Origin of the sequence: Acuticoccus sp., from assembly GCF_965213555.1 — a bacterium.
Taxonomy (GTDB): Bacteria; Pseudomonadota; Alphaproteobacteria; order Rhizobiales; family Amorphaceae; genus Acuticoccus.
Genome location: NZ_OZ243890.1, coordinates 1,057,080 through 1,069,484 on the forward strand (window position 1 = coordinate 1,057,080; position 12,405 = coordinate 1,069,484).

The following is a 12,405-nucleotide window of genomic DNA, read 5'->3' on the forward strand; positions in this document are numbered from 1 at the left end:
CATGGCCCAGCCCTCCCTTCCGCCGCCCGAGCCGCGCCGGTTCTCCGCCTCCATCCGCACCTACGTCATGGCCGGCACCATCGCGTGCTGCGCCCTCGTGTTCGGCTTCGGCGGGTGGGCGGCGACGGCCAAGCTGTCGTCCGCGGTGATCGCGAGCGGCACCGTCGTCGTCGCCTCCAACGTCAAGCAGGTGCAGCACCCCGACGGCGGCATCGTCGGCGAGATCATGGTCGAGGACGGGCAGGCCGTGTCCGCAGGCGACCTCCTGCTGCGGCTCGACGAGACGCTCGTCGCCGCCAACCGGGCGCTGCTCGACGGGCAGATCGTGGCGCTCGAGGCCCGCCTCGCCCGCCTGCAGGCCGAGCGCGACGACGCCGACGCGATCGCCCCGCCGCCAGAGCTCCAGGATCGGCTGGACGACCCGCTCGTGATGCGGGCCCTGGGGTCGGAGCGCAAGGTGTTCGAGGCGCGCAAGGCGACCATCGCTGGCCAGGTGGACCGGCTGAAGGAGCGCACCAAGCAGCTCGAGCAGCAGATCGAGGGCCTCACCGCCCAGCGCCTCGCCAAGGAGGAGGAGATCGCCCTCATCGACGAGGAGCTCGAGGTCCTCACTGGGCTGTTCGACCGCGGCCGCACCACGCGCGACAAGATCGTCAACCTGCGGCGCAACCGCACGCGCCTCGAGGGCGAGCGCGGCGAGCTGTCCTCGCAGATCGCCATGGCGCGCGGGCGCATCAACGAGACCGAGCTCGAGGTGCTCCAGCTCACCACCGACCGGCTGGAGAAGACGTTCGCCGAGGTCACCGAGATCGAGCCCGAGCTCGCCAACCTTAAGGAGCGTCGCGCCGCGGCCGACTTCCAGTTGAAGCGGATGGACATCCGCTCGCCGGCGGACGGCACGGTGTTCGAGCTCGCGGTCCACACGGTGGGCGGCGTCGTCCAGCCGGCGGAGACCATCATGCAGGTCGTCCCGATGGCCGACCAGCTCGTCATCGAGGCCCGCATCGCACCCACGGACGTGGACCAGGTGGCCATCGGGCAGCAGGCGTCGGTCGTGCTCTCCGCGTTCGACCAGAAGACGGCGCCGCAGCTCCACGGCAACGTCACCTTCGTGTCCGCCGAGGCGAGCCGAGACGAGCGCGCCGGCCTGACCTACTACGTGGTGCGCGTGGCGCTGGACGAGAGCGAGATCGACCGCCTGCCCGAGGGATTGGCGCTGCTCCCCGGCATGCCTGCGGAGGTCTACATCTCCACGGGTGGGCAGACCGTCGTCGCCTACCTCGTGCGCCCGCTCACCGAGCAGATCCGCCGGGCCTGGCGCGAGACCTGACGGCCTCCGCGCGGATGCGGCGCGGGGCCGAGGCTCCCCCCTCCGCGGAGGCTGACGGACCCGGCTCTCCGCCGCCTCGGCGTCGGCCGGGCACCGGGCGGCTCCGCTGGCCTCGCACTATCCCGGAACGCCGTGGCTCATGCCCATCGCGCGTCGTCCACCGACCATCGAAGGAGGGAACGGTTCGCCGCCCACAAGGCCCTCCGCACCTTCGGGACCGCTCGCAGACCGCTCTAGGGATGACAACGCGCCCGTGTCCCTGGTCAGGCCGATCGAGGTCCGCCCTTCCGGGACCGGCCGGGCCTTGCCCCAAGGCTCCTCGTGCCGCTGTCGCCGGCGACCGAGCGGCTCCGTGGCGGCGCCGGGAGGCTTGGCTCGTACCGGTCCAAGGCGGCAGCGGCTCCTGTCACGTCCGCCTAGCCTCCAGTCCTGCGGTGGGGATCCAAGGCCTCGTCGGCAACTTCGGCGGCCAGCGTCACTGTTCTCGGCCGACGGCAGCCGCCGCCGGTCGCGCGGGTGACCTCGATCAGCGGTGCTAACCTTCGAGGGCCTGCCGCCCAACGTCTGTCGCCTCATCGGCAATCAGCGGTGCTGCTCTCGGCCGTCGCCAGAGCATCCAGGGTCTTCTCAAAGCCGCAAAGCTCCAGTTCATTGAATGAGAGCGGTCTTCTTGGGTCGGGTGGTTTTACCCAACCCCAGACCGCTCTAAGCCGTCGTCCACCGCCTCGTCAGCAACCTCGTCGAGCCTGGTTTGCTGCGAGCGACCGCCGGAAGACCGAGGGCCACCCTGAGGGAAGCTGGTTGGGCCAAGGTCATGGATGCGCAATGAAGCCGGTTCGTCTAGAGCGTGTCTCTGTCGGTGTAACTCGTTGGGAGGATTCCCTGAGCGGCGCGAATATGGTTCGCGATGCTGCCTTCGTCATCGGGTCGTCCAAGCCATTGAAGATGGTCTGTCCTGTCGCCAGGCAGCAGCGCGGTTCGATGCCGGCGGCTCGAGTGCGATCCGCTGGCATCGTGCATGGTGCGGAACGGGTCATTCGCACCCAAGCGGCTGGTCCCACCGCAGTCGAGCCCATCGCGAGGCGATCTTCGCCGTTCTCGATGCCGAGGCCGACATCACGTTGCGTGAGTTGAGGGCCGAGCTCGCCCGGCGCGGCCGGTCGGTGTCGGCGGCGGCGCTGGGGCGCCTGGGGCGCTTCCTCCATCGGCACCGGATGACGCGCAAAAAAAGACCGGCCACGCAGCGCAACAGGATCGACCCGACATCCTGAGGCGCCGACAGGCCTGGTTCGACGCCCAGCTCGACATCGATCCGGAGCGGCTGATCTTCATCGACGAGACCTCGACGAGCACGAAGATGGCCCTGACCCATGGCCGGGCGCCGCGGGGCGAGCGGCTGGGCATGGCGCTTCCTCATGGTCATTGGAAGACGACGACCCTAGTGGCTGGGCCTTCGCTGAAGGGCATCGTGGCCCCGATGGTTCTGGACCGCGCCATCAATGGCGTCTGGTTCGAGGCCCATGTGGAACAGGTGCTGGTGCCCGTCATGACGCCTGGCGACATCGTCGTCATGGACAACTGGGCAGCCACAAAAGCTGCAGGGTCCGCGACCTGATCGAGGCCGCGGGGGCCAAGCTGCGCTTCCTTCCGCCCTACGGTCCCGGCTTCAACCCGGTCGAGAACGCCTTCTCGCAAATCAAAGCGAACCTCAGGCGAGCCGCAGAGCGCACCGTCCCCGGCCTATGGGATCGGATCGGCGAGGTCATCGACCACGTGACCCCGCACCATGCGCGAAACTACCTCAACGCCGCCGGATATGCGCCAAACTGAGAGAGGCAGGCTCTAGGGTTGTTTGATCCCGGGTTTTGATGGTGCACTCTTCTCGCCGGAATGGAAGGATGCGCTATCGGCCGGGTTCTCCACGGGAGCGCCACGATCCCCATCCTCGGACCCTTCGACCTTCATGCTCGCATGACCGAGATCCACATCGTTCGTCAAGGCCCTCGTGCGACCGGGGTACCGAGGCTTCGCACGTGGCGGCGCTAGTCAGACGGGGGCCGCGGCTGCCAAACCCTCGCCTCGTCCGTCGATCCAGCGTGCGACGCGGACTCCGCCGCGGCACCCAGCGTCCCACGCCAGCAGCTCGAGCGGTCGAGCAAGCGCATGGCGGAGCAGCCCTCAACCCATGGATCGTGCACCTCGCCCGCGACGCGTTGATGGTCGCAGCATCGGCCGAAGGGTCGTGTCCCAAGACCCTCGCGCCTCCGCCTGGGCTGAGGCACCGCTCCGGCAACGTCCGCGCCGGCATCCCCACGCGATGGGGATCAGCGCCTTCGGAGCGATGGGTGGCGGCGACGCTCGCCACCTCGTCAGGCGGGGCGGCGCACGCGGACCGAACCGGCCGTCGTCGAGCGCCGTTCGAGCCGGCTGGCCTGCGCCCCTGCGGTGCCCGCCATCGACACGGCTGCGGCCTTCGCGCGCCGTCGTCGAACCGGGCCGTGCCGAGTGCGTTGGAGGACCGGGGGGTGGCACCTACATAGGTTGTTCATCCGGCCCAGGATGCGGGGCCGCGGTTGCCACGCACACGAGTCCCGACCGAGAGACGCGGATGAACGTGGACGAGGATGCCCGCATGACCCATCATGGTCGGGTCCCTTCCGTGCGCCCCGTGCGCCAGGGCGGCTGGCGCGTTGCCGAAGCGGCCGAAGCGGCCGGCATCTCGGCCCGCGCCGCCTACAAGCAGCTGGCCCGGCACCGGGCGGAGGGCGAGCGGATGCTGCGAGACAGGAGCTCGGCTCGTGCCCATCGCCTTCCTCACGCGCTCGTTGGTCTTCCTCACGCGTCGCGGTGGAGCGCGGCATGACCGACGACGGTTCCGCCCATCGAGGTTCAAGCCAATCCGCACGCGGCCCTACACGCCGCGCACCAACGGCAAGGCCGAACGCTTCATCCGGACGTCGCTCCGCGAGTGGGCCCATGCCAACGGCTCCACCTCGTCGGCAGGCGGACCCGGGCCATGCAGCCGTTCCCGGCCACGTCCGACACCGCGCGACCTCACTCGGCCCTTGCCGACCAAACACCTTGGTTCAGGCTGAACACCCTTCTTGGAAACGACACCCAGAGCCGACCACACGGGGGCACCATGATCCGAACGACGTCGACTACTACGGTCTTCCTCGCCGCCGTCCTAGTGGCTGGGGCAGCGACGGCCGAGACCATCGACAAGACGGTCAACCTTGCAAGAGGCTCGTGCAATACGGCACTGTCAGTGCTGCTGGACGAGCTGACGATTGCCGCCGAAGCGGCGTGTCCGTCCGGCACGTCGGTGGCACCGCTCGAGGCAGGCAACGCGCAGGGCCTCGAGCTTCTCGGCTGCCGCTACGCCGGCGAGCCGCTGATGAGCGAGGTCACGGCGACGGCCCGGCTGCACTACGAGTGCCGCTAAGGCGTCGACGGACCGTAGATCGGAGGGACCTTCTTCGATCGCACGCGGTGTGCCGCCATGTTGGAGCAAGCCGACCGTTGCTCGCGAGAACCTCCCGCCACGGTCGACCGTCCGCACCATCTGCCGCAAGCTCCAGCGCGACGGGACTTGGGAGGCGCTCCGGGTTCAAACTGCCGCACCGTGGGATGCCTCGGCGCCTCGCATCGTGTGCCGGGCGCGACGACGGGCTACCCTAGCACGCTGCTGAAGACGTCCGCGGAGACCGCCGCCGGATTGCGATCCCCTCGTCGGGGGAGAGCGGGGGTGATCGGCAGCGCGCGGGTCGCGGGACGGGTCGGAGGGATGGTCTCGTCCGTGCGGCTCGAGGGGCGGGGGCCGCAGGACCGCCCTCCGCGCGGGATCCGCGCGCCTTGCGATGCGGCGCCGGACAAGCTCGATCCAAGGGTCGCGGCGCTCCCTTCGCCAATGGGCCGCGCGTCGATCCCGCCGGAGATGCGGCTCCGGGCGACGCGGCTCGGTGCGCTCGCAGCGCCAGCCCGTGGAGCCGGTCGACTTCGCCCCTCTTGTTCCGCTGCATCGTCGGGCTCGGGCTCGGGCTCGGGCTCGGGCTCGACGACGCGTCCGGCATCCGACCACCGTCTCCCACGATCCGGGGCGGACTTGCGCGGCGGGACGCGCTCCGACGTGACCCATGCGTCCGCCACCGACCCCGACGCCCGGCTCCACCGCAAGGGCGACGCCCGCGAGGGTCGGCTCGCCTTCGTGGGCCATGTCCCCATAAGGAACCAGCTCGGCCTGGCGGTGGGCGCGCCGGCGGCCCGCACGACGGGCCCGGAGGGGCGGAGGCGACGCTCACGCTCTTCGACCGCCATCACCATCAGCGGCGCCGCACCACCCTCGGCGCGGACCACGCGTGCGACGTGGCGGCGTTCGTCGGCACGTTCAGACGAGGCAAGGTGACGCGATCAACGGCGCGGTCGGCAAGCGGGGCCGGGTCCGCCGCACCGTCCTCGACGGCAGGACGCTGTGCGCCCATGCGAGCGATGCGGCGAGCCGGCGCCGTCGCAAACGGTTCGAGGAGGTGTTCGGCCGGATCGAGGCGCAGGCAGGCTTCGCCAAGGCAGGGGTCCTCGGCCTCGCCGAGGTCGACACCGCCTTCAGGATGATGGCGGCCGCCGACACCCTCCGACGCCTCGCCGGACCGGCGGTGACGGCGCCTTGATCCAAGTCACGGCACGGCACGGCACGGCACGACACGACACGGCCGGACCGGCCGTCGTGCAACCGCTCCGCTCGCATCGCCCGCACTGCTGCGCCACTCGCGATCCGCAGCGCGCCCACGAACCGCACGTGTCCGGCAAGCCGCTCGCGCAGTTTGGGGTTCAGGGGAACCGCCCAACCCCAAGAAGACCGGGCTCAACAAAGCGAGCGAAGGCTTCATGTCTGGGCCCGAGAAGCCCCACGATGCTCCAAGAACCGCGCCGACACCACGACGTCGCGGACCGCCCGGTGCGCCGGCTCGGCCGGTGGGATGCCTCCGCGGTGCCACCTGGTGTGACGGTGCCACCGGCCTCCGGCCCAGCGACCCCAAGCCGGGGCCCGACCAACGCCGCCGCCTACTCCGCGGCCTCGCGCGTCGAGGGCTCGGCCCTGCGGTCCTCGTCGTCCGAGCGCCGGGTGAACGGCTCGGGCGTCACCTGTTCCCACTTGCGGTGCCCCTCGACGAGCCCCTCCAGGCGTTGGAACTCGAGCCGCTCGCTGTCCTGCCGGCGGACCGTTTCCTCGGTCTCGGACGCCCGGCTCGGCTCCACCCCGAGGGCCACCAGCGCGTCGCGCCCGAAGCGGATGGCGGAATCCAGCATCTCGCGCCGCTGGTAGTCCACGCCGCGGTCGAACAGGATGAGGGCGTGCCGCCGGTCGAACGCTCGCGCGAACACCTTCGCCTCAGGGAACTGGCTCCTCACCAGGTCGACGATCTCGGTGACGCGCTCCCCCGGCGATGTGCACACCGCGATCAGGCGGCAGCGGTCCGCGCCCACCGAGCGCAGGACGTCGAGCCGCGTGCCCTCGCCGTAGTAAACGCGACTGCCGAAGCGTCGCGCCTCGGTGACGCGCTCGGCGTCGTTGTCGAGGATGATCAGGCGGTAGCCCCCGGCGAGCAGCATCTGCGACGCGAGCTGCCCGAAGCGGCCGAAGCCGATGACGAGGACGTCGCCGTCGGCATCCGAGTAGTCCTCGTCGAGGGTGGGCTTGGGCCGCGGCCGGACGAGGAGCCGTGGCAGGAAGCGGATGAGGAACGGCGTCGTGACCATCGAGAGGGTGACGAGCGCGATGAGGAGGCTCGCATCGTCGGGGGAGATCATGCCGCCCCGCTCGGCCGCGGTGTAGAGCACGAAGCCGAACTCGCCACCCTGCGACAGGAGGAGCCCTGCCTTCGTGGCCGTGAAGTGATCGCTGCCGAACAGGCGCAGCAGCGTGTAAACGACGAGCGCCTTGAAGATCACCATCACAGCCAGGCCGCCGAGGATGGTGCGCCAATTGTTGATGACGACCTCGAGTTCGATGCTCATCCCGACGGAGATGAAGAACAGGCCGAGGAGGAGCCCGCGGAACGGCTCGATGTCGGCCTCGAGCTCGTGCCGGTAGTTGCTCTCGGCGAGGAGGACGCCGGCGAGGAACGCGCCCATGGCCATGGAGAGCCCCACCGACATCATGGCGGTCGCGGCGGCGAGCACCACGAGGAGCGCGGCCGCCGTCATGATCTCCGTGCCTCCGAACCGGGACAGCACGCGGAACATCGGCGACAACAGGTAGTGCCCGACGAGGATGATGCCGCCGAGCGCGGTCAACGCCGACACGACGCTGACCGCGACCTCCTCCCCCTCCATGGCCTGTCCGGGAGCGAGCAGCGCGACGACGAGGAGCAGCGGGACGATGGCGATGTCCTGCATCAGGAGGATCGCGAAGGACTTCTGCCCGTAGGCCATGCGCATGGCACCACGCTCGTCGATGATCTGCATGACGAGCGCGGTGGACGACAGCGCGAGGCCGAAGCCCGCGACGAGCGAGGTCTGCCAGTTGGCGCCGATGACGAACAGCGGGTAGGTGGCGATGAGCGCCGCGCACACCACGATCTGCAGCGCGCCGAGGCCGAAGATGTCGCGCCGCATGGACCACAGGCGCTGGGGCTTCAGCTCGAGCCCGATGAGGAACAGGAGGAAGACGACACCAAGCTCGGAGAACTCGAGGATCGCCTCGGGACGACGCACGACGCCGATGAGCGAGGGGCCGAGCAGCATGCCTGCGAACAGGTAGCCGAGCACCCCGCCTAGCCCGAGGCGCTTGAAGATCGGCACGAACAGGACCGCCGCGCCGAGGAAGGCAAGGACGCTGAGGTACGCGGGCGTGTGCTCACCGCTCATGGGCCGACCATCCCGTGCTGGAGGCGATCACACTAACCCGCCGCTTGGCCTGCGCCCAAGCCCCAACCGAAGCGTGCGCGCCCTGTCAGGCGATCTCGGAGCCGAGGTCGATGGTGTCGCGCTCTCCGATGTCGTCGTAGTGCGCGTCGAGCCACAGGGTCGCGGCCCGCTCGCCGATCCCGTGGAGGTGGCGCAGGAACGCCCACTCGCCGTTCAGCTTGGAGGAGGCGGACAGCGGCAAGAGCTCGTCGCTGGCGATCCTGTGCATCCTGACGCGCATGTACTCGTCCCGGTCGAGCTTGCCGTCCTCGATCAGCCGGGTGACGAAGCGCACCGCGCGCAGCTCCTTGAGGAGCGAGGAGTTGAACGTGATCTCGTTGACCCGGTTGACGATCTCGCGCGCCGTCACCGGCGTCCGCCGGCGCTCGATGGGGTTGATCTGGACGATCACGGTGTCGGGCACGTCGGTGTTGTAGAACAGCGGATAGAGCGGCGGGTTGCCCATGAAGCCGCCGTCCCAGTAGGGCACGCCGTCGATGAAGACCGGGGAGAAGAGCTCGGGCACGCACGCCGAGGCGAGGATCGCATCCACGGTGAGCTCGCCGGCGCCGAAGATGCGTGCCTTGCCGGTCCACACGTTCGTGGCCGCGACGAACACGCAGATGTCCTCGCATCGCCCGATCGCCTCGAAGTCCACGTAGGCCTCGACGATGGGCCGCAGGGGGTTGATGTCGAGGGGGTTGGAGAACGCCGGCGAGATGAAGCGCGAGGCGAGGTCGTAGGCGAGGTAGGTGGGCGAGGCGTCGAGGCTCCAGTTGCCGAACGCGCGGTCGAGCAACGTGCGCTGGAACGGGGAGTAGCGTGCGGCGTCCGACACGTCGCGCCAAAACGCCTCGAGCCGCTCGATGGCGCCGGCCTCGCCGCCGGCCATGTAGCCCGAGGCGAGCACCGCCGCGTTCATCGCCCCGGCGGACGTGCCGGTGATGCCGCGGATCGAGACGCGGTCGCTCGAAAGGAGCGCGGTGATGACCCCCCACGTGAAGGCCCCGTGCGCGCCACCGCCCTGGAGCGCGAGGTTGATCGTCTTGCGGTTCATTGCGCGTCTCCCGCTCGATCGCGTTGTGGCTGAAACCGCACGAGGACGGGCAGGTGATCGGACGCCGTCGGTGCGAGGGTCCGCGCGTCCGTCACGGTGACGCCCGCCGTCAACACGTGGTCGATGGCCACACCGAGCCTAGGCGTGGCGTCGCCGCCGTAGGCGCCTGGCCACGTGCCGCCGATCCCGGGCGTCACGTTGAGGCCGGCGAGCGTCGCGTAGCGGCGGACGCTGGCGCTCCACGGCGCGGCGTTGAAGTCGCCCGCGATGATCGCCGGGGCCTCGATGGCTCGGAGCGTCGGAGCGAGCGCGTCGATGTCGCGGTGCTGGGCGAACGGCCATGGCCACCGCAGGTGCTGCGAGGCAACGGTGAGCGTGCGCCCCTCGACCCGCACGCGAGCGAGGACGAAGCCGATCCCCTCCACACAGCTTGGCTCGCCGGCGAAGGGGTGCCTCGACAGGAGCCCCATCCCGCCGGTCGTGATGCACACGACGCGGTGGGGGTAGCGCTCGATCACCTCGGGCGGGAGGTCGCGGTCGATCACCTCCTGCAGCGTTACGAAGTCGGGGTCGTGGGCCAGCACGGTGCGCATCGCCGCCGTCTTCTCGGAGCGCGCGAGCACGTTCATCTGCAGCAGCGACAGCGTGCGCTCCGCAGCGAGCGGCGTGCCCTGAAGGGGAAGGACGTAGGGCATCACCGTCCACGCTCCCAGGAGCGCGACCGCCGCCGCCATCGTTCCGGCAAGCCGGGTGCGTGGGGTGAGGAGCAGCGGAAGCGCGGCGAGCAGCGCGAGCGCGGCGAGGTGGGCGCGGAAGTGCGCCACGCTGTCGAACGCCGGGTGAAGGTCGCCGAGGAAGCCGACCGCGACGGCTCCGGCCAGCGCGAGGGCTGCAGCAGCGAGGAGCGTCTCCATCGCGGGGCCGTCAGGCGGTCCATCCCCCGTCCATGGAGATCACCGCGCCCGTGATCGAGGCCGCGCGGTCGCTGCACAGGTAGAGCGCCAGGGAGGCGACCTCCTCCACGGTGACGAACTTCTTGGTCGGCTGCGCGGCGAGGAGGACGTCGCGCTTCACCTCGTCCTCGGTGATGCCCCGGGTGCGTGCGGTGTCCGGGATCTGCTTCTCTACGAGGGGCGTCCACACGTAGCCCGGGCAGATCGCGTTCACCGTGACGTTGTCTTCGGCGGTCTCCAGCGCGACGGTCTTGGTGAGGCCGGCGATGCCGTGCTTGGCAGCGACGTAGGCGACCTTGCCGGGCGAGGCGACCAACGCGTGGGCGGACGCGGTGTTGATGATGCGGCCCCAGCCGGCCTCGCGCATGAGAGGGACGGCATGCTTCACCGCGTGGAAGGCGCTGGTGAGGTTGATCGCGATCACCGCGTCCCACGCCTCGTCCGGGAACTCCTCGACCGGGGCCACGTGCTGGATGCCGGCGTTGTTGATGAGGACGTCCACCGCACCGAGCTCACGCCTGGCCGTCGCGATCATGTCCGCGATCTCGGCGGGCTTCGTCATGTCGGCGGGCGAGTAGAGCGCGCGCACGCCCCGCGCCTCGAGCGCGGAGCGCTCCGCCTCGATGGCGTCCGGCTCGCCGAACCCGTTGATCATCAGGTTCACGCCCTCGGCCGCGAGGGCCTTGGCGTAAGCGAGGCCGATCCCGGAGGTGGACCCGGTGATGACGGCGCACTTCCCCTGCATGACGAGGCTCCCTCCGGCGTTGGTCCCAGCCGCGACGACGCCTGAATGGACGGCTTTGCTGCAGCGCACAAGCGCGCACGGCGTTGTCCGCAAGGCAGGGCGCCGGTATATGCGGCAGGCTGCACCAGGGACGGGGATCGCGATGAACGCGCCAGCACGCATCACGACGAGCGGGCCGCAGCCTCGGCGGCGCACGGTCCCGGTGGACGTCGGCGGCGTGACGGTGGGGGGTGGCGCGCCCATCGTCGTCCAGTCCATGACGAACACCGACACCGCCGACGTCGCCGCCACCGTGGAGCAGGTCGCAGCGCTCGCCGCCGCGGGCTCCGAGCTCGTGCGCATCACGGTGGACCGCGATGCCTCGGCGGCGGCCGTTCCGAAGGTGCGCGACGCCCTCGCCGCGCGCGGCGTCACCGTGCCCCTCGTCGGCGACTTCCACTACATCGGCCACAAGCTCCTCGCCGACCATCCGGCGTGCGCCGAGGCGCTCGCCAAGTACCGGATCAACCCCGGCAACGTCGGCTTTCGCCAGAAGCGCGACACGCAGTTCGCCGCGATCATCGAGATGGCGTGCCGCTACGACAAGCCGGTGCGCATCGGCGTCAACTGGGGCTCCCTCGACGAGGAGCTCCTCACCCACTTGATGGACGAGAACGCCCGCTCCGACGCGCCGATCACCGCCGCCGCCGTCACCCGCGAGGCGATGGTGCGCTCGGGGATCTCCTCGGCGGAGCGCGCGGTGGAGCTCGGCCTGCCCGCCGACCGCATCCTCATCTCCGCCAAGGTGTCGGACGTGCAGGAGCTCATCGCGGTCTATCGCGACCTGTCGGCGCGCTGCGACTTCGCGCTCCACCTCGGCCTCACCGAGGCGGGGATGGGCTCGAAGGGCATCGTGGCGTCCGCCGCCGCGCTCGGCATCCTCCTGCAGGAGGGGATCGGCGACACGATCCGCATCTCGCTGACGCCGGAGCCCGGCGGCGATCGCACACTCGAGGTGAAGGTCGCGCAGGAGCTCCTGCAGACCATGGGCTTCCGCGCGTTCCTTCCCGTCGTCTCCGCCTGCCCCGGCTGCGGGCGGACGACCTCGACGGTGTTCCAGGAGCTCGCCAAGGAGATCCAGGGCCACATCGGCGACAGGATGCCGGCGTGGAAGGCGAGCTACCCGGGCGTGGAGGCGATGAAGGTCGCCGTCATGGGCTGCATCGTGAACGGGCCGGGTGAATCCAAGCATGCCGACATCGGCATCTCCCTGCCAGGCACCGGCGAGCAGCCGTCGGCACCGGTGTTCATCGACGGCGAGAAGGCGATGACCCTGCGCGGCGCGAACATCGCCGGCGAGTTCAAGGCCGTCGTCGAGCGCTACGTCGCCGAGCGGTACGGTGCGGGGACCTGAGGCACGCTGCGGCCGGCCTTG

Annotated in this window: 9 protein-coding genes and 1 pseudogene; 6 read left to right on the top strand and 4 right to left on the bottom strand. The window is 70.2% G+C overall.

The genetic code is table 11. From position 1 onward, the window contains the following. Position 1: 1 nt before the first annotated feature. The 5 genes and pseudogenes from ACOOE8_RS05170 (at position 2) to ACOOE8_RS05190 (ending at position 5,997) form a co-directional block, all read left to right on the top strand. Positions 2 to 1,330, top strand: a complete 1,329-nt coding sequence (locus ACOOE8_RS05170) for an HlyD family type I secretion periplasmic adaptor subunit (protein ID WP_420393782.1) — start codon at positions 2 to 4, stop codon at positions 1,328 to 1,330. 869 nt (positions 1,331 to 2,199) lie between these two features. Next, a pseudogene (locus tag ACOOE8_RS05175) lies at positions 2,200 to 3,160 on the top strand (IS630 family transposase). An 802-nt stretch (positions 3,161 to 3,962) separates the two neighbouring features. Next, on the top strand, positions 3,963 to 4,193 hold the full coding sequence (locus tag ACOOE8_RS05180) for a leucine zipper domain-containing protein (protein WP_420394631.1): 231 nt from the start codon (positions 3,963 to 3,965) through the stop codon (positions 4,191 to 4,193). A gap of 279 nt (positions 4,194 to 4,472) precedes the next feature. Beyond that, complete coding sequence (locus tag ACOOE8_RS05185) at positions 4,473 to 4,775, top strand: hypothetical protein (RefSeq protein WP_420393783.1); 303 nt, start codon at positions 4,473 to 4,475, stop codon at positions 4,773 to 4,775. Positions 4,776 to 5,688: 913 nt separating this feature from the next. Continuing rightward, entirely contained in the window at positions 5,689 to 5,997 is a 309-nt protein-coding gene (locus ACOOE8_RS05190; RefSeq protein WP_420393784.1) for a hypothetical protein, read from the top strand. 394 nt (positions 5,998 to 6,391) lie between these two features. On the opposite strand, the gene ACOOE8_RS05195 is transcribed toward ACOOE8_RS05190, so the two are convergent. The 4 genes from ACOOE8_RS05195 to ACOOE8_RS05210 form a co-directional block, all read right to left on the bottom strand. Next, on the bottom strand, positions 6,392 to 8,197 hold the full coding sequence (locus tag ACOOE8_RS05195) for a monovalent cation:proton antiporter-2 (CPA2) family protein (protein WP_420393785.1): 1,806 nt from the start codon (positions 8,195 to 8,197) through the stop codon (positions 6,392 to 6,394). 85 nt (positions 8,198 to 8,282) lie between these two features. After that, a complete protein-coding gene (locus tag ACOOE8_RS05200; RefSeq protein ID WP_420393786.1) occupies positions 8,283 to 9,293 on the bottom strand; it encodes a patatin-like phospholipase family protein in 1,011 nt (336 codons plus the stop codon). Further along, positions 9,290 to 10,207, bottom strand: a complete 918-nt coding sequence (locus tag ACOOE8_RS05205) for an endonuclease/exonuclease/phosphatase family protein (protein ID WP_420393787.1) — start codon at positions 10,205 to 10,207, stop codon at positions 9,290 to 9,292. Before ACOOE8_RS05205 ends, ACOOE8_RS05200 begins: the two co-directional genes overlap by 4 nt. A 10-nt stretch (positions 10,208 to 10,217) precedes the next feature. Then, positions 10,218 to 10,991, bottom strand: a complete 774-nt coding sequence (locus ACOOE8_RS05210) for a 3-hydroxybutyrate dehydrogenase (RefSeq protein WP_420393788.1) — start codon at positions 10,989 to 10,991, stop codon at positions 10,218 to 10,220. A gap of 142 nt (positions 10,992 to 11,133) precedes the next feature. Between ACOOE8_RS05210 and ispG the strand changes: the two genes are divergently transcribed. Further along, entirely contained in the window at positions 11,134 to 12,384 is a 1,251-nt protein-coding gene (gene ispG / locus ACOOE8_RS05215) for a flavodoxin-dependent (E)-4-hydroxy-3-methylbut-2-enyl-diphosphate synthase (RefSeq protein WP_420393789.1), read from the top strand. Positions 12,385 to 12,405: the final 21 nt, after the last annotated feature.